This is a genomic window from Paraperibacillus marinus (assembly GCF_046237605.1).
GTDB classification, from domain to species: Bacteria; Bacillota; Bacilli; order Bacillales; family DSM-1321; genus Paraperibacillus; species Paraperibacillus marinus.
Genome location: NZ_CP143542.1, coordinates 763,371 through 780,336, shown reverse-complemented (window position 1 = coordinate 780,336; position 16,966 = coordinate 763,371). Strand labels below are relative to the sequence as shown.

Annotated in this window: 17 protein-coding genes; 5 read left to right on the top strand and 12 right to left on the bottom strand. The window is 46.8% G+C overall.

Annotated elements, in window-relative coordinates:
* Positions 1-192: 192 nt before the first annotated feature.
* Complete coding sequence (gene cax, locus V1498_RS03965; protein WP_409297011.1) at positions 193-1,248, bottom strand: calcium/proton exchanger; 1,056 nt, start codon at positions 1,246-1,248, stop codon at positions 193-195.
* A gap of 145 nt (positions 1,249-1,393) precedes the next feature.
* Here cax and V1498_RS03960 point away from each other — a divergent pair, with 145 nt between their 5' ends.
* Together V1498_RS03960 and V1498_RS03955 are read left to right on the top strand one after the other, a co-directional pair.
* A complete protein-coding gene (locus V1498_RS03960) occupies positions 1,394-2,578 on the top strand; it encodes an MFS transporter (protein WP_409297010.1) in 1,185 nt (394 codons plus the stop codon).
* 289 nt (positions 2,579-2,867) lie between these two features.
* Positions 2,868-4,796, top strand: coding sequence for a heavy metal translocating P-type ATPase (locus V1498_RS03955; RefSeq protein WP_409297009.1), 1,929 nt, complete (start codon positions 2,868-2,870; stop codon positions 4,794-4,796).
* Between the two features lie 63 nt (positions 4,797-4,859).
* Here the strand turns inward: V1498_RS03955 and V1498_RS03950 are convergent, their stop codons facing one another.
* Both V1498_RS03950 and V1498_RS03945 read right to left on the bottom strand, forming a co-directional pair.
* Positions 4,860-5,699, bottom strand: a complete 840-nt coding sequence (locus tag V1498_RS03950) for a YihY/virulence factor BrkB family protein (RefSeq protein ID WP_409297008.1) — start codon at positions 5,697-5,699, stop codon at positions 4,860-4,862.
* Between the two features lie 21 nt (positions 5,700-5,720).
* Positions 5,721-6,107 carry a hypothetical protein gene (locus V1498_RS03945; RefSeq protein ID WP_409297007.1) on the bottom strand — a complete coding sequence of 129 codons (387 nt, stop codon included), beginning with the start codon at positions 6,105-6,107 and terminating at the stop codon, positions 5,721-5,723.
* Between the two features lie 215 nt (positions 6,108-6,322).
* On the opposite strand from V1498_RS03945, the gene V1498_RS03940 reads away from it, so the two are divergent.
* Positions 6,323-6,547 carry a DUF1128 domain-containing protein gene (locus V1498_RS03940; RefSeq protein WP_409297006.1) on the top strand — a complete coding sequence of 75 codons (225 nt, stop codon included), beginning with the start codon at positions 6,323-6,325 and terminating at the stop codon, positions 6,545-6,547.
* 48 nt (positions 6,548-6,595) lie between these two features.
* On the opposite strand, the gene map is transcribed toward V1498_RS03940, so the two are convergent.
* From map to V1498_RS03905, 7 genes are all read right to left on the bottom strand, one after another.
* Positions 6,596-7,342 carry a type I methionyl aminopeptidase gene (gene map / locus V1498_RS03935; protein ID WP_409297005.1) on the bottom strand — a complete coding sequence of 249 codons (747 nt, stop codon included), beginning with the start codon at positions 7,340-7,342 and terminating at the stop codon, positions 6,596-6,598.
* Positions 7,343-7,438: 96 nt separating this feature from the next.
* Positions 7,439-7,954, bottom strand: coding sequence for a type 1 glutamine amidotransferase domain-containing protein (locus V1498_RS03930; RefSeq protein WP_409297004.1), 516 nt, complete (start codon positions 7,952-7,954; stop codon positions 7,439-7,441).
* A 533-nt stretch (positions 7,955-8,487) separates the two neighbouring features.
* Complete coding sequence (locus V1498_RS03925) at positions 8,488-10,329, bottom strand: family 43 glycosylhydrolase (protein ID WP_409297003.1); 1,842 nt, start codon at positions 10,327-10,329, stop codon at positions 8,488-8,490.
* Between the two features lie 112 nt (positions 10,330-10,441).
* Positions 10,442-11,341, bottom strand: coding sequence for an alpha/beta hydrolase (locus V1498_RS03920; RefSeq protein ID WP_409297002.1), 900 nt, complete (start codon positions 11,339-11,341; stop codon positions 10,442-10,444).
* A gap of 103 nt (positions 11,342-11,444) precedes the next feature.
* Positions 11,445-12,233, bottom strand: a complete 789-nt coding sequence (motB, locus tag V1498_RS03915; protein ID WP_409297001.1) for a flagellar motor protein MotB — start codon at positions 12,231-12,233, stop codon at positions 11,445-11,447.
* Complete coding sequence (gene motA, locus V1498_RS03910; protein WP_409291520.1) at positions 12,226-13,017, bottom strand: flagellar motor stator protein MotA; 792 nt, start codon at positions 13,015-13,017, stop codon at positions 12,226-12,228. Before motA ends, motB begins: the two co-directional genes overlap by 8 nt.
* Positions 13,018-13,153: 136 nt before the next feature.
* Positions 13,154-13,534 carry a DUF1992 domain-containing protein gene (locus tag V1498_RS03905; protein WP_409297000.1) on the bottom strand — a complete coding sequence of 127 codons (381 nt, stop codon included), beginning with the start codon at positions 13,532-13,534 and terminating at the stop codon, positions 13,154-13,156.
* A gap of 334 nt (positions 13,535-13,868) precedes the next feature.
* Between V1498_RS03905 and V1498_RS03900 the strand changes: the two genes are divergently transcribed.
* Positions 13,869-14,318, top strand: coding sequence for a C40 family peptidase (locus tag V1498_RS03900; protein ID WP_409296999.1), 450 nt, complete (start codon positions 13,869-13,871; stop codon positions 14,316-14,318).
* 117 nt (positions 14,319-14,435) lie between these two features.
* Positions 14,436-14,594, top strand: coding sequence for a hypothetical protein (locus V1498_RS03895; protein WP_409296998.1), 159 nt, complete (start codon positions 14,436-14,438; stop codon positions 14,592-14,594).
* Between the two features lie 52 nt (positions 14,595-14,646).
* On the opposite strand, the gene V1498_RS03890 is transcribed toward V1498_RS03895, so the two are convergent.
* Both V1498_RS03890 and V1498_RS03885 read right to left on the bottom strand, forming a co-directional pair.
* A complete protein-coding gene (locus V1498_RS03890) occupies positions 14,647-15,987 on the bottom strand; it encodes an ABC transporter permease (protein ID WP_409296997.1) in 1,341 nt (446 codons plus the stop codon).
* The gene (locus tag V1498_RS03885) at positions 15,984-16,676 is read right to left on the bottom strand and encodes an ABC transporter ATP-binding protein (RefSeq protein ID WP_409296996.1); all 693 of its coding nucleotides are present in this window, start codon (positions 16,674-16,676) and stop codon (positions 15,984-15,986) included. The genes V1498_RS03890 and V1498_RS03885 overlap by 4 nt, the downstream gene beginning before the upstream one ends.
* Positions 16,677-16,966 lie beyond the last annotated feature (290 nt).

Sequence of the window (16,966 nt, the reverse complement as noted above, 5' to 3'; positions counted from 1 at the left end):
TATGCCTATACAATCAGATCACAGCTTGATAAGGGCCGTAAATTGGTTAAGGAGAAAAAAATTTCGCCGGAAAGAAGAATCACACCCTGGAGGTGGTTGATCGAAGTTTCGCTGCTGAACACATAAACATGACAAATCGATACTTAATTAAAAGTAATGACTCTGTCCCACCGGACAGAGTCATTTTTGTTTTTATAAAAGGTAAAAGCCAATCCCCATGATGAAGTAAGCGGCAAGGAGGGTTAATCCTTCAAACCAGTTCGTTTCTCCATCATTTGAAAGCATGATCATAAGGAGTACAGATGTTACCATAGCTGTCAATTCCGGCATCGTAAATACAAGCGGCATGGATTCTGTAAAGAATAAGGACACCAATACAAGTGCCGGTGCCACGAACATGGCAATTTGGAGCGTTGAACCTACGGCTATCTCAACCGCAATGTCCATTTTGTTTTTATAAGCCATGAGGATGGCAGATGCATGTTCTGCTGCGTTCCCGACAATGGCTACGATGATAACCCCGATGAAAAGTTCAGACCAGCCAAACGTCCGGCCCACTTCCTCAAAGGTATGAACGAGATGCTCGGATACATAGGCGACGGCAAGGGTGGCTATTGCAAGTACGCCGATTGCCTTTCCTTTGGACCACTCCGGTTCCTCGTGTTCGTGTTTCACATTTTCCTCATGCTGATAGACGCCGCGGTGTGTTACCAGCTTAAAAAACAGTGCGGCCAGGTATAGGAGGATCATGATAATGGCCAGGCCTGCACTTAACGAAATCGTCTTTTGTTTATTCATTTCCATACTGAACACTTCAGGGATGACAAACGCAACGATAACTCCGAATATCAATAATCCTGAGTTATGTCTGGCATCAAAAACATTGAATTTTTGCCTTTTGTATTTCAGGCCGCCTATAAAAAATGACAAGCCTGCAACCAGAAGCAGATTCCCGATAACAGAACCAGTGAGCGAGGCAAGGACAACCTCTGTCAAACCTGCCTTTAAAGCAAATATTGAAATAATGAGCTCTACGGCATTGCCGAAGGTGGCGTTCAAAAGCCCGCCGACCCGGGGGCCGGTGATGATGGCGAGACTCTCTGTGGCCCGTCCCATGAAGCTCGAGAGCGCTATGATTGTCAAGCAGTAGATGATGAACATCAGGATAGTCGGCAGATGCATGACGGTCCCGATGACTGACAGCGGCACACCAATCAGCACCGCAATGAAAAAGATCTTATTAACCATAGTCCCCTCCGAATATCCCCTGGTCACTTCAGGGTTTTATGTAAGGCTTGTTTTCACATAGCTTCCTATACCTCATTTCATGCTTGCATAATCATCATGAGTGCTAGTAACATCTACTATTATGTAGAATTTAGGAGAGAATGTAATGACTCAATCAAGACTGCACTTCTGGATCATTGTCAGCATCGTCGGCATATCAGGTTTTTCCCAGGGCATGCTCCTGCCTCTGATCGCCATCATCTTTGAGAACCACGGAGTAAGCTCTTCCATTAATGGCCTGCACGCCACTGGCTTATACATAGGAATCCTCCTGGCATCTCCTTTTATGGAGGGGCCGCTTAGGAAGCTGGGCTATAAAAAGATGATCTTATGGGGCGGACTCACCGTTTTCGCCGCATTATTTATGTTCCCGCTATGGGACAGCATTTGGTTTTGGTTTTTGCTGAGGATGCTGATCGGCATTGGCGACCACTCGCTTCACTTTGCAACCCAAACATGGATCACAGCATCCTCCTCACCCGAAAAGCGCGGGAGGAATGTTTCTATATATGGCCTATTCTTTGGAATCGGATTCGCCTGCGGCCCGCTTTTGACGAATCTTGTCAAAATAAACGAATCCCTGCCCTTTATCCTTTCAGGCAGCATCAGCCTGCTTGTCTGGCTGACCGTGTTCCTGCTGAATGATGAATATCCGGAACAGAGCATGGAGACTGTGTCCCTGGGCGGCACATTCTCAAGGTTTGGCCAGGCCGCACGCTATGCCTGGCTCGCGTTTCTGCCTACATTCTCTTATGGGTTTGTAGAGGCTTCTCTGAACGGGAATTTCCCGGTGTACGCCTTACGGAACGGGATGGATATAGCGGCCGTTTCAATCCTGCTTCCAGCCTTCGCCGCGGGTGCCATCCTCTTTCAATTTCCGCTCGGTTTGATGAGTGACCGGCTGGGAAGGAGAAAAGTGCTCCTTGCAGTCATGATATCCGGATTTTTATTCTTTATGCTTGCCGGTGTATTCAAAGATTCCCTTCCGGCTCTGTTCACCTGCTTCCTGCTCGCCGGGATGATGACTGGCTCCACCTTTTCACTGGGCATAAGCTATATGGCAGACCTCACTCCTGCCTCCCTACTGCCGGCAGGAAATTTGATGTGCGGAATAACATTCAGCATTGGCAGCCTGGCCGGTCCGTTTTTTGGAGGCATGATCATCGAACATTTAGCCGGTGAAAGCTTTTTTTATGTCATAAGTGCCATCTTTCTTGTTTGTTTCATCCTGCTCGGACTCTTCAAACCAAGGGGTGCCGAAGGGTTTTCCGCGAGGACCGCATCCTCTTGACCCGGTGCCCGGCTTTGCCAGGCAAAGGATGTGTAAATATGTATTAAGAATTTAAGAAAACTTGCTTTCCTTTCAATTGAACCTGTGGTAGGATAGAAACAGGTTAAATTATATTTATTCTAATGTAGAGAATGTTCTGAATCCCTTGCCTTTTTAGGGTATGGACACTATATTCCTTGCTGTCATCTATACGGTGGCAGCTTTCATCTTTTTTAAGGACTTCTTGATTATGAATATCTTTCTCAATTAGATAATACAAGTAAATGGCACTGACTAGAGGAGGCAGACTATGCAGACAACAAAAGCAATAGACCATAGCGGGGCAGGGAGGGATGCATCAGGAACTTCCCTGTTTGACCGTTTTAGAACACATGCTGAATTAATCGCAGCCGGTGTAAGCGGGATCCTTATCCTGGCAGGCTGGCTTTTAGCCCGCGAAGGCCAGGATGCGCCTTCCATAACAGCCTATCTCCTCGCCTTCGTAATCGGCGGCTTCGCTAAAGCGAAAGAAGGCATTGAGGAAACGATTGAAAATAAAGAGCTTAATGTGGAAATGCTGATGATCTTTGCAGCCGTCGGCTCGGCTGTGATTGGTTATTGGACGGAGGGCGCGATCCTGATCTTTATCTTCGCAGTGAGCGGTGCCCTGGAAACGTACACAATGGACAAAAGTTCCCGTGAAATATCCGCACTGATGGATCTCCAGCCCGAAGAGGCATTGAGGATCGATGATTCCGGACGGGAAGAACGGGTGCATGTCTCCGCCCTTTCTGCTGGCGACCGCATCCTGGTAAAGCCGGGAGAGCGTGTTCCATCTGACGGCCGGATCACAGAAGGCAGTACCAACCTGGATGAAGCAGCCATCACCGGGGAATCCATTCCCGTCACCAAGGGCCGGAATGATGAAGTCTTTGCCGGCACTGTAAATCTGCGAGGTTCGATTATTGTGGAGATGACAAAGGAAAATGATGAAACGCTGTTTCAGAAGATCATTCAGCTTGTACAAACTGCTCAGAGCGAGAAATCTCCTTCACAGCAGTTCATCGAACGCTTTGAAGGAACATATGTAAAGGTGGTCCTGTCAGTCGTGCTCCTGATGATGTTCGTACCGCATTTCGTACTCGGCTGGACCTGGAATGAAACCTTTTATAGAGCCATGATCCTGCTTGTGGTCGCCTCCCCATGCGCCCTTGTTGCATCCATCATGCCTGCTACCCTTTCTGCCATCTCAAACGGCGCACGCCGCGGCATCCTTTTCAAAGGCGGAGTTCATTTAGAGAATCTGGGCAGCCTGAGGGCCGTCGCGTTTGATAAAACAGGGACCCTGACACAGGGAAAACCTGAAGTGACGGATATTTTGACCCGTGATGACTGGGAAAGGGATGACTTCCTGTACTATGCGGCCTCACTTGAGAATTACTCCAGCCATCCACTTGCACAATCCATCGTTAAACATTTTCATGAACAAACAGACCGGACTTTCATGAAACCGGAAAACATGGAAGATATATCGGGCTGGGGCGTTCAGGCCCTTATGAATGGCAGGTTCCTGAAAATTGGGAAAGCGGATTTTGTCGGCACAGAGGATGCCCGGGCCTTCCAAAACGGTGCAGCTGCACGTCTGGCTGAAGAAGGAAAAACACTCGTCTACGCCAGGGATGACAGCGGTATTGCTGGAGTCATCGCCCTTAAGGATGTTGTCCGGGCCGAGACGGCGTCAGCCGTTGAAAAGCTGAAGGCACAGGGTGTTTATACCTTCATGCTTACCGGGGACAGCACTCAGACTGCAAAAGCCATTGCCGGTGAAAGCCATGTCGATGAATTCATTGCAGAGTGCCTCCCTGAGACTAAGGTTGAGGAAGTTCACAGTCTGAAAGACCGCTTCGGATCTGTAGCGATGGTAGGGGACGGCATCAATGATGCACCTGCACTTGCCGCCTCCACGGTCGGAATCGCCATGGGCGGCGGTACAGATGTTGCCCTTGAGACAGCGGATGTGGTTCTGATGAAGAATGACCTGCCCCGTATTGCTGAAGCCATTAAGCTTTCAAAAAGAATGAATACCATCATTAAGCAGAATGTGTTCTTCTCCATTGCAGTCATTCTGGCATTGATCTGCTCTAACTTCTTTCAGGTACTTGACCTGCCTTTTGGAGTCATCGGCCATGAAGGCAGCACAATACTTGTAATTCTTAACAGCCTGCGGCTGCTGCGTTAAATATGGGAGGCCTTTACCAGGAGCGGCGGATCCTTGAATCCCACTCGAGGTGAAGGCCTCTTTTTAGCATCCGGCAGGCTTTGTCCTGCTGCTGATGACTGCATTGATTTCCCCGCCTATTATCAAAATGATCCCGGTTAAATAAAACCAGATCATCAGGACAATCATCCCCCCCAGACTGCCATACATCGCGGAATAATGAGCGACTTTTTCAACATAGATGGAAAAAGCATACGATACGCTGATCCAGCCGATTGTGGCAAAGACGGCCCCGGGCAGCACCGTGAGGCACTTCAGCTTAATGCTTGGAGCAAGCCAGTAAATCATCATAAATATCACCAGCAGGACAAAGCCGCTGATCACCCACCTACAAAGGTTCCAGACAGACAGGAATTCCTCTGACATGCCAAAATAATCGGCAAGCAGGATGCCGATCTGCCTGCCAAAGACCGGAAATAAAAGCGCAATGATAAAAACGATCATCATGCCCAGGGTAAACAGGATGGATAACAGCCTGGACAGGGCAAAATGCCGGCCATCTTTAATCCGGTACGCTTTATTGAATGACCTGACAATCGCATTCATGCCAGCGGAGGCTGACCAAACGGTGCCAATGATTCCGAGAGATAGAAGCTTCCCGCTGCCATTCAAGACACGAGTTAATTCCTGTTCAATCATTGCCATAGTATCTTCAGGTGCGTACATGGCAGCAAAGGCAAGAATATCGTCTGTCTTGATGGGCAGATAAGGAAGCAGTGAAACAAGGAAGATCATGAAAGGAAACAGTGAAAGCAGAAAGAAGAAAGCAAGCTGGGCCGCCATCCCAGACAAATCATCAACAAAGAGACGTGAAAAGAGTTCTTTTAAGACTGATTTGTCTGGAATGTTTTTACCGGTTTTCATATTCCCAGCTCGCTTTATCATTTAATGTGCAGTATAGCTGTCTGAAGCTGTCCCATTTGAAGCATGTCCATGGTGTGTGATGACATCCTTTGTATCCATGACAGCCTCCGCAACCTGAAGCGGGACTTCTTTTAATTCATCCACTTTTTCCGAGATGAAATTGATATCATCCGTAATTTCTTCAATCTGTGAACGCAGCCTGCTGGAAAATTCGCCCATCCTCACCAGACCTTCCATCGGGCTTGACAGGAAAGACTTTACACCCCGGTATGACCTGCCTGTACCATCAAGGAAATTCTGGCGGGTCGTCCGGTCAAGCATTGCCACCGCCCCTCCTGCAAGAGCTCCAAACATAAGGCCCCTAAAGAGCTTGCTGTTCCCTCTGCTATGAACGGTATACTGATCCATTCGTATCCCTCCTGCAAAAAATTATCGGTGAATGACATGGTGCTGTCTTATTTTTCTCAAAGCTGAAATTATTATGCCTGGCAATTGCATATGGAGGCTGAAGAGACTTTTTTGAGTGAGGGCAAAGCCATTGATCAAAAACAAGTTAGTGATTGACTTTTAGGCATAATTAATGAAAGATGAAAGATATCAATTGATATGAGAGAGGGTAGAAAATGGATTTAAAACAGAACTCGCCGGAAAATGTAGAATATATGGTTGAAAAAATTATTGAAAGATTAAAGGTCATGAATATTGGAGCAGTCAAAGCCTCTAACTTTAATCAGGAAATGTACGAAGAGCTTCATGACATTTACGCAATGGTCATGAAGAAAACCAATTTCACTCCGCGCGAACTAGAGGCTATAGCTGAAGAATTGGGAAAACTGAGGAATGCCTGAACAGCGCTGGAAAACAAAAAAAGCATCCAAGGATGCTTTTTTTTCATGTTACTGTTCGGTTAAAATAATAGGGCCTTCCCCTGTGATGGCAATGGTATGCTCAAACTGGGCAGACAAACCGCCGTCCGCTGTCCGGGCCGTCCATTTATTCGAATCCATCTTACTCTGATAGGCTCCGGTATTGATCATCGGCTCAATCGTGAAGACCATCCCCTCTTTGATCCGGATTCCTTTCCCCGGCATACCAAAATGAGGAACATCTGGCTTTTCATGAATGCTGGCACCGATGCCATGGCCGATGAAGTCGCGTACAACTGAAAACCCTTCTGCTTCGGTGAAAGTTTGGATGGCATGCCCGATATCGCCGATCCGGTTTCCTGGCTGTGACGCTTCTATTCCCCTGTACAAAGCTTCCTTTGTCACTGATAACAGCCGCGAAGCTTCGGGGGACGATTCTCCCACGGCATATGACCACGCCGAATCTGCAAGGGCGCCATTTAAATTGACCACCATATCGATGGTCACGATATCCCCATTCTTCAATGGTTCCTTCCGCGGGAACCCATGGCATATCTCATCATTGATGCTGGCACATGTGGCGTACTCATAGCCCCTGTAGCCCTTCTGCTGAGGAGTGGCTCCATGTTTTTTCAAGAATCGCTCCACGAATACATCAATTTCCCAAGTCGTTATGCCGGGATCGATCAGGCTGGCAATTTCCCTGTGGCAGGCCGCCAGCAGCCTTCCCGCTTCATGCATGGCTTCTATTTCCCGGCCCGATTTGATCACTATCATTCTAAACACTCCTGAGAATACTGTTTTCCCTTATTTTATACCAAAATAAAAAAAACGGGAAACGGAGTATCTCCGTTCCCCGTCCCGCTTATATAATCATGAGCTTAAAAGCTTCAGTGATTCCCTCGAGAATGCTGGAATATCATCTGGTGTACGGCTTGTCACAAGCTGATTTCCGCATACAACCACTTCTTCATCCTTGAAATTCACACCGGCATTTTCCATGTCCACCCGGATGGAAGTATAGCCTGTAGCCGTCCTGCCATCAAGTGTCTTGGCCGTGATCAAAAGCTGCGGTCCGTGACAGATAGCAAAAACCGGTTTCTTCTCATCCATGAAGGATTTAGCAAACTGAACAAAGCGCTCATCAGCCCGAAGCAGGTCCGGCGAAAACCCGCCAGGAATGAACAGCGCATCAAAATCTTCCGGCTTCACAGAGCCAATGGACTCGTCGATTGACACTTCCACTTCGCCTTGTTTACCCTTGACCGACTTTCCTGCTTCCTTCTCAATCGTAACTACCGTATGGCCTGCTTCCTTAAAAGCCTGCGCCGGGTCTCTGTACTCTGAATCCTCAAAATCACTGGTAATCACACATGCAATCTTACTCATTTATTTCCATCTCCCTTGCAAGTTCATTTAAGTCTACAGAATTATAATTCCCTGTATGTATATCGTTAAACTTGTTTTTTGCAGAAAGATGGGAAATGGAGGATATTTAGGGAACTGTTTAGGCATGCCAAAGGAGCCTGGGCAGCCGCCATTGTGGCTGCATCCATACAGGCTCTTTTTTGGTATGTTAAAGCCATGTTGTGCGGGGCGCGGGGGTTTTTGTCTTAAGCCAATCTTTACAACCAATTTGGCAGTGCTCCCGCTCTTTTTGGTTGTAAACGTTTCTTTATGACCAATTTGAAGACGCTAGGCCCTTTTTTTGTTGTAAACGTTTCTTACCAATTTGACGACGCCCTGGCTCTTTTTTGGTCGTTTTTGGTCGTAAATGGTTCTTTACAACCTGTTTGACCTTGAACTGGCGCTTTTTTGGTCGTAAACGTTACTTTACAGCCTGTTTTGCCCTGCTTTCGCTCTTTTTTGGTACTAAAGGATGCTTCACGGCCAGTTTGCCTGCTTGGTTAGCCAGCCGCTCCCTATTTCTTCCCTTTTTCCTCAAGTGAGATATAATCATATTCCGCTTTTCCACCAAGGGAAGAAATCACGATGGTGTTGATACCCGCTTTCAAGGAACTTTTTACCGTATGGCTGCCCCAATCATTCCCGGAGCGATTAAGGACGGATATGCCCTTTCCAGCGCCTGCTATGAATACCTGCTGTTTCTTGTCTGCTTCGGTTTTGATTCGGACAGTGAGGTTATACTCACCCGCTCTGTCTGCCCTGATCTTGAACACGGCCTTGCTACCTTTTGGCGCAGCCATTTTTAGTTTATTGGAAGCAAGGGGATCTGTAATCATTTCGCCCCTCTTGATTTCAGCAAGCTCGGCTTCGTATTTAAAGTTTTTCACATTTTTAGGAACCAGCTCAATGGAGTCGATTTCTGTGAAAAGCTTTCCTTTTTCAAGGCGGATTGAATTCCCCCCTTCATTCAAGGTGACTTCTTTCTCTGCTTCTTTCCAGCTGTCCCAGCCAAATGGCTGATAAAACAGTTCCTGCTTCACTCCGTTCACACTCAGGATATGGCTTGTTTTTTCACCCATGCCATTTGAGTACCTGACTTTCAGGGTGTATTCTCCTTTTGGCACGTCGACGCTAAAATCAATATAGCTGTCTTCAAAGTCCATCATCCCGACCTTGGCCCCGCCGGAAGCGCCGCTGTTTTCCACCACCTTGGCATGATTCACCAGTGCCTTTTCTGCTTCGTATTTATAAGACTTGCCAGGCTGGCCAGGAATCACTCCCTTGCCTGATCCGTCTGAAGGTGCCTTCAGGATTGAATCAACGGCAGCCGGCTTCCTGAAATCAGGGGTGCCATCTTTATTCCAGAAAAACTCCTGCATTCTGACACTCCGGTTCCATCCAGCCCCTTTGAACTTAGCGGCATGGTAGACGATCCAGTCCTGCTTTCCATCCGGGGATTTCACAAAGCTGTTGTGGCCGGGTCCATAAACATTCATGGCAGGATCGCTCTTGAAGACCGGCTGCTGATGTTTGGTCCATGAATCCGAAAGCAATGGATCTTTTCCATTCAGCTCTAATAATCCCAGGCAATAGTCATCTGTCCAGCTGCCGCTTGCAGAGTAGACAATAAACACCCTGCCTTGTTTATTTTTCAGAATTTGCGGCCCCTCATTAATAAGCGGGGTGCCGTTTTTTTCCCATGCCAGCTCCGGACGTGATATTTCGACCCGCTTTCCGCTGATGGTCCATGGATTTTTCATCGGTGCAATATATAGGTTCTGGCTGACATTTTCATCGCCTTCCCAGCCTGACCAGACAAAATACATCTTTCCATTATGGGAAAGGACTGTTCCGTCAATCGCCCATTTATCGGAAGGATCCGTGATTTTTCCGAAGTCAATTCCCTCTGGATGATGATAGCTGCCCATGGCATCGTTCGTGTCTGACTCAAGCACATACATCCGCTGTTTTCCCATATCACCATCTGAAGCTGCATAGTAGACATACCATTTCCCGTCAATAAAATGCAGTTCCGGAGCCCACAGATGCTCGCGGTTCGGCGCATCCTTATCCGGAGTCCAGACCGTCTTTTTCTCCGCGTCATTAATCTTTGTCAGGTCTTTTGTCTTCCATATAGTGATATTGCCGCCAATTGTCTGTGTATAATAATAGTAACCGTCTGTGTGCCGGATGGCCCAAGGGTCTGCGCCATCGCCCATCACCGGGTTCTTAAAGGTTTTCTGAACGGCCTGATGATCTCCCTTGGACTTTGCCTCAGCCTCCCCAAGGCTTCCCGTTTGGATAAGCGCCAGCATTAAAATGGCAATTGTTAATTTTTTTAGGATTTTCACCCGCATGATCCCCTCCTGTTTTTGATTAGCTTGTCCCCTTCATGATAACGCTTTCAAAAAATTCAGACATCATTCAAATCTACCAGTTATTTTCCATAGTTCTTTAGCACCATTAATTTTAATAAATATGCCTTTCTCCACGAAAAGGCGGAGATTCCGCCGAATAGGCTAGATGAATCTTCTCCAGTATCTCCTTCCATCTATACAAAATCGCATAGTGTCGCCTGCCCTGGATGATATACAGCTCTGCCTCATTATACTGGCTCTGTAAGAAGCCCGAGGATTTGACATTAGCCATGCTGTCCCTGTCTCCCTGCCAGATGAAGACGGGAAAGGCTTCTTTTGCACGCCGATAATCAGCGGTACAAACAGCCTCAAGTTCATGGCAGAAGGAAAGCCCCTTATGCTGAAAGCCCTCCACCCTTGCCCGGTCCAGGAGGATTCTCGTCATTCCTGCCGGGCGCCTGTCATCCTCCGGCATTTTTTCCAGGGCCGTCTTGACTTTACCATTCAATTTTCCATTGATCATCCTGCTGGAAAAACTGGCCAGCTTTCTTAGCAATAAAGGGAAGCGGATGACAGCAAATCGGATCGGCCTCCACTTTCCCGGCATAGCAGCCCTTGCATCCTTGCACCCGAGCGGAAGGGTGCTTGCGATCAGCGTCAGCGATATAATCCGGTCCGGGTATTTTGCGGCAAAAGCCTCTGCAAACAATCCACCTGTTGACCATCCTGAAAGAGCAATTCTGTGAATATGCAGGCCATCCAGCAATTCACAAACGTCATCTGCAAAGTCTTCTGCTGTATAGCCTGGATGGACGGTTGACTTTCCATAGCCTGGCCTGTCAACTGAAAGCAGGAACAAGTTCTTCGCCTGCAGCTCCTCACTGTGAGCAAGCGTGATGAATGAAGGCGAACCAAATCCGTGAAAATACACTACCGGCCTCCCGCTTCTCTCTCCCGTTATTCTATATGAAAGCAGTCTGCCATCCGGCAGCCTAAATATTTCATGTTCCATATCCGCATCTCCCAGTCAGGGGGGACTGACCCCATTTCCCAGTTATTTCCCGCTTTTTGACCAAAAGAAACCCTGGCCTCCTTTGGCCAGGGTAAATAGATGCTTATGGTCTGTTCGCTCCATTGCTTTGTTCGCGGGGCATAATGAGAATTTCCACTCTGCGGTTTTTTGCTCTTCCTTCATATGTATGATTGGAAGCAACCGGTTTGAATTCTCCATATCCTTTGGCACTGAAGGCTTGCGGCTTCAGCTTTTTATTTTCAAGGAGAAGTTTCATGAAGTTAACCGCGCGCATAACACTTAAATCCCAATTGGATTCAAACTCTGAGGTGCTGATCGGATTGTTATCTGTATGGCCGCTGATTACGATGCTCCTCGGTGGATTCATCACCAGCAGACCGGATATTTCCTTGGCAAGGTCCCTGTCTGTTCCGCGGATATCAGCATGGCCCGATCCAAACAGCACTTTGTCACTGATCGTGACCAGCAGCCCTTCATCCGTGAGCTTGGTTCCGAGCCTGCCGCTCAGCTTGTTAACCTTGATATACGTATTGACCCTTTGCTGAACCTCAGCCAGTTCCTTCTGGTCGCTGGTTGAAAGGCCGTCTTTTTTCTGTTCATTGCCATTGACTGCTTTTTTTTCTTCTTTATCCAGCTTTTCAGGTATCTCTGTTTCAGCGGGACTTGGATAATCCAGCACTCCCGTCCCACCAGTAAAAACATCATTGAAAGCCTGGGATACAAGCTGAAATTTCTTGGCATCCACCGAACTCATGGCAAATAACACAATAAACAGGGCCAACAAAAGGGTCAGCAAGTCTGCATAAGGAATCAGCCAGCTCTCGTCAACATGATCTTCATGATGTTTATGCTTCTTCCTTCTCTTACTCATCCTGTTTCACTTCGCCTTCAAGCCATTTCTTCCTATCGCTTGCCGGCAGGTAAGAAGTCAGCTTTTGTTCAATCGTCCGCGGCGCTTCCCCTTCAATGATGGAAAGAATGCCTTCTATCATCATCTGCTTGATTCTTATTTCTTCCTTGGACTTTCTTTTAAGCTTGTTTGCAAACGGATGCCACAGCATATACCCGGTGAAAATCCCCATCAATGTGGCTACAAAGGCAGCACTGATGGCATGTCCTAAAGCTTCGGTATCTCCCATATTGCTGAGTGCCGCTATCAAACCGACAACGGCCCCGAGCACCCCAAGGGTCGGTGCATAGGTCCCTGCCTGTGTAAAGATGGCAGCACCCCCCTGATGCCTCTCTTCCATCGCATCGATTTCCTCTGTCAAAATATCCCTGATATAATCCGCACTCTGGCCTTCTACAGCCAGGTTAATGCCATTCCGCAGGAACGGCTCCTCAATTTCTTCAGATATCGTTTCTAGAGCAAGAAGTCCTTCCTTCCTGGCTACCAGTGCCCATTCAGAGAATGTTTTTATGACAGCTTCTGCACTGATGAGCTTCTGCTCTTTGAATAGAATTTTAAATAACTTTGGCACTTTTTTAATTTCATTTGTCGGGAAAGCGACCACTACCGCAGCAATTGTCCCGAGTACAATGATCAGGATGGCCGCAGGGTTTGCCAGGGCAACCGGGCTGACTCCCTTCATGACCATTCCTACCCCTATAGCAATTACAGCAAGGACCATCCCTATAATCGAAGTTTTATCCATACGTTCCACCTGTCTTTAATAAGTCGAATTTGATTCATACTTTTATATCGGATAAAACCTGAAATTCGTAAGGGCTTTTCATAATTTTTATAAATAGAGCACAAAAAAAAAACTGCCCTCGTCCTGAGAGCAGCCGTCATTTTCCTGACAATTTATCATACACCTTATTTGAGTATTGCTTGAATCCCCTAGAGGCACCGGTGCCGCGCTTTTGCACAGCCTTCCCGAATTGCAGAAGCTTTTCATTCAGCTGCCGCTGCAGCCCTTCCCTCTCCCCTTCATCCTCACAGGCAGATAATAAATCCTCAAGTCCGAGGAGCTCTTTTCTCAGCCGGTCTTCCTGCTGCTGCAGCATGCCGGCATTTTCCATCATCTTATAGGCCATCCGCAGGCTCTCCGGGATAGCTGAGTCATCCTTCAGGATCAGTGGCTGGCCGTACCCTGGAAGGTTCCTGAACTCTCCTTCATCAATCGACCTTTTTATTTTATCCTCTGCGATCAGATGTGCGATATCCATTCTTTTCGTCTCCTTTACAGATGACAAATGTTATCGATAGTACATTAAAACGGTTATAAATACCCGCTTTTAATTTCTTTTAAACCCCCAACGATTTGGGAAAACTTCACGAATTACAAGCTGCACCTTTTCGCTAAATTTCGTCTGTTTTTGGTCAAAGATATTCCTTTTTACTGCAAAACAAGGGGAATCCGATAAGTATATTGTCACCTTTTGTAATATTATTGTAACAAAACTTACATTTTACTGTAACCAATTTTCTGAAAACTTTCTGTTATATTATATGTAGTTAGGAAAACTCAACAAATAATTTCCATGAGCCGGAGGTTTTGAAGTGAAGAAAGCCGTTATATTGCCCCTGCTGATCCTCAGCATCCTTATAGCCATTTGGACGCCAGCGCCGGATGCACAGGCAGCCAGCTCAGCTGATACAGTTATTAATACAGGAAAGAAATACATAGGAACAAAATATAAATACGGCGGTACAACTCCGAAAGGGTTCGACTGTTCCGGCTTTGTCGGCTATACGTTTAAGAAAAGTGTAAAGAAAGAACTTGCACGCACAGCTTCTGCCATGTATTCAAACGGCAAGTCAGTCAAAAAGGCAGCCTTGAAAAAGGGAGACCTCGTATTTTTCAGTACATATAAAAGAGGTGCCTCACATGTAGGCATTTATGTAGGTTCAAATCAATTCATCCACGCTTCCTCAAGCGGCGTAAAAATCGACTCCATGAATAATGTATACTGGCAGCCCAAATATTTGGGCGCGAAGAGATATTTATAACCGGCAGACGGCCCGCCCGTCTGTTTTTTTGTGTACCCGTCCACATATTCCCGCTTGTAGATGCACGAATTCCTGAGCAAACTTTGGATAGTCCATAAAAAGGAGGAGGAACAGACAGTGGCAAGAGGCAAATCATTGAATCATAAAAGAAAAGGACACCCGGGCAATTTTCCCGAGCATGCCCAGGCAGAGGCGAAGGATCATTCCGTGGATCCGGACGTTTCCAAAATCGTCTCCCTGGAGGCAGTTAAAAATCGGGTAAATTTAGACAGATAATAATTGTCGTAAATCATTCGGGGAGGGTCAGCCTCCCCTTTTTATATTGTCATTAGATTTCCCGCCTCAGCGCACTCAGCACATCCACATTCGTTGCTCTTTTAGCCGGCCGGTGACCGGATATGACCGTTACTGCACAGCATATAATTATGCAGATGAGCGGAAGCGACAGCGGTATGTAGCTGAACATGAGCCCTTCCGGAGGTTCCTCATTAAAAAATTGCCTGATGATGAGAGGAATGCCGGCGTTTACAGCCAGGCTGACCAAAAAGGCAGCAGCCGTCCCGATCAATGCACCCCATATGCCTATATAACTGCTTTCGAGCAGGAAGATGCTTTTTATCGTTTTTGGACTTGCCCCAATGGCCTTCATGATGCCGATATCGACTGCACGCTCTGTAACGGCCATGGTCATGGTGTTATAAATCCCAATGGAAGCAATCAGGATGGCGATTGTCCCGATAATGATGAGACCGGCCTTGACAATCAGGAAAACCATATTAATCTGCTTCATTTCATCTACAACTGAATACGTCAGGTAATTCTCCTTTTTCAAGTGATCGTTGATCCCTTCAACCGCTTCAAGGTTTTTGGCGTATATCCGAACTTCATCATATGGACTGATTTCCCTTGATAAGGGAACTTCCTTTTCATCCGGCTCTCTCTTTATGCCTTTTGGTGTTCCTGTAAAGGCTTCGATTTTTCGAAGCATAACTTCTGAAATCATCACTTTTGAATCGGTCATCCACTTCTTGGCCGGTTTTTCAGCTACCCCGGCTATCACAAGCGGGAACGTCTTTTTAACCTCCCTGCCATCCTTCCACTGGGAAACAATCAGATCTATCTTCCTGCCCGCCAGATTTCCCTTGAATTGATATTCAGCTTTAATCCCGTTTTTGTCATACAGCTCTTCTGATTTCACATCTCCCGGAGCCATTTGTTTTCCAAAGTCATAGCCTACAATTATCTCATTGTCAGCCTTCGGAAGACTTCCTTTTGACAGTTCAAATCCTGCTTTGATTTCTGACGGGATATGGGCAACATATGTCTGGGGTGTGATTTCATATTCCCCTGCCTTGAACAGCCCCTGCTGCAAGGCCTGTCTTCTTGTCACGGCCTTCACATCCTCCAGCTTCTCAAAAACGGTGATATCCTTATCCGTAAGCCCTGCAAACTCCCCTTCTGAAGACTCCTTGCTCTGCACCTCTATCTCTGTTACAACCCGCTGTTCTGTCATGTCCTTGACAATGGATTTGTGGATACCGAAACCGACGGATGTGAGCACAATCAGGAAGGCACAGCCCATTGCGGTCGCCAGGATTGTCATATATACCCTGGTCTTATTTTTCTTCATATTCTGCCTGACGAAACGCAGCTGATCCTTCATTCTCATACAAAAACCTCTTCCCCGGACAGCATGCCGTCCTTAAGCATTATGATTCTGTCACCGATATTCGCGACTTTTTCATCATGTGTGATAATCACAAAGGTGATTCCCAGCTCTTCGTTCAATTCCCTGATGATACCAAGCAATTCGTCCTCTGTTTCACTGTCCAGGCTTCCGGTCGGTTCATCTGCAAGAATGAGCGGCGGATTCACAACCAGTGCCCTTGCTATGCTGACTCTTTGCTGCTGCCCCCCTGACAATTCACTCGGATAATGCTCCCTGAAATCAGTGAGCCCCATCCTTGAAAGCATGTTTAACGCCTTAACCTTCCTTTCTGCTTCAGAGACTCCTTTTAAAATCAGCGGAAGCTCAACATTTTCATAAGCAGTCATACCTGGTATCAGCTGAAAGTTTTGAAAGATCACCCCGATATTCCTTATCCTGAAAGCTGCTGATTCCGCTTCTGTCATGACTCCGACATTTGTTCCATTAATGAAAATATCTCCTGTGCGCGGCTTGATAAATCCGCTGATCAGATTCAGCAGGGTCGATTTCCCCGAGCCGCTCCGGCCGGCAATAGTGAGGATTTCTCCTTTCTCCACGGTAAGCGAAACATCCTTCAGAACCTCAATCCTGGTTTCTCTGCCTTTTTTGCCAACCCGGAATTCATGGCTTAAATTAAATATTTGGATCATACTGTTTCTTCTCCTTCATAGTGTATGTATTATGTAAGTCATACACTTTATATATGTACTATACAAGTAGTACACTTAGATGTCAATCTGGTTTTCAATATTTTTCCTGAAAAATTTCCCGTATCCGTAGGATTGAGAGGATGCCGGCCCGGAAAAAAACGAACAGAGCCCTTAAGCAGGCTCTGCTCACTCTTTTTTTATGAGGTCAATCAGGTAAAATCCCTTGGCAATGACGGCCGAGATGAGAATGTCCATAATCCCTCCTATTGTATAGAGCAATCCTTAAACTC

Coding starts and splice junctions, on each gene's coding strand:
- cax (WP_409297011.1), bottom strand. CDS start 1,248: ATGGTTAATAAGATCTTTTTCATTGCGGTGCTGATTGGTGTGCCGCTG.
- V1498_RS03960 (WP_409297010.1), top strand. CDS start 1,394: ATGACTCAATCAAGACTGCACTTCTGGATCATTGTCAGCATCGTCGGC.
- V1498_RS03955 (WP_409297009.1), top strand. CDS start 2,868: ATGCAGACAACAAAAGCAATAGACCATAGCGGGGCAGGGAGGGATGCA.
- V1498_RS03950 (WP_409297008.1), bottom strand. CDS start 5,699: ATGAAAACCGGTAAAAACATTCCAGACAAATCAGTCTTAAAAGAACTC.
- V1498_RS03945 (WP_409297007.1), bottom strand. CDS start 6,107: ATGGATCAGTATACCGTTCATAGCAGAGGGAACAGCAAGCTCTTTAGG.
- V1498_RS03940 (WP_409297006.1), top strand. CDS start 6,323: ATGGATTTAAAACAGAACTCGCCGGAAAATGTAGAATATATGGTTGAA.
- map (WP_409297005.1), bottom strand. CDS start 7,342: ATGATAGTGATCAAATCGGGCCGGGAAATAGAAGCCATGCATGAAGCG.
- V1498_RS03930 (WP_409297004.1), bottom strand. CDS start 7,954: ATGAGTAAGATTGCATGTGTGATTACCAGTGATTTTGAGGATTCAGAG.
- V1498_RS03925 (WP_409297003.1), bottom strand. CDS start 10,329: ATGCGGGTGAAAATCCTAAAAAAATTAACAATTGCCATTTTAATGCTG.
- V1498_RS03920 (WP_409297002.1), bottom strand. CDS start 11,341: ATGGAACATGAAATATTTAGGCTGCCGGATGGCAGACTGCTTTCATAT.
- motB (WP_409297001.1), bottom strand. CDS start 12,233: ATGAGTAAGAGAAGGAAGAAGCATAAACATCATGAAGATCATGTTGAC.
- motA (WP_409291520.1), bottom strand. CDS start 13,017: ATGGATAAAACTTCGATTATAGGGATGGTCCTTGCTGTAATTGCTATA.
- V1498_RS03905 (WP_409297000.1), bottom strand. CDS start 13,534: ATGGATATCGCACATCTGATCGCAGAGGATAAAATAAAAAGGTCGATT.
- V1498_RS03890 (WP_409296997.1), bottom strand. CDS start 15,987: ATGAGAATGAAGGATCAGCTGCGTTTCGTCAGGCAGAATATGAAGAAA.
- V1498_RS03885 (WP_409296996.1), bottom strand. CDS start 16,676: ATGATCCAAATATTTAATTTAAGCCATGAATTCCGGGTTGGCAAAAAA.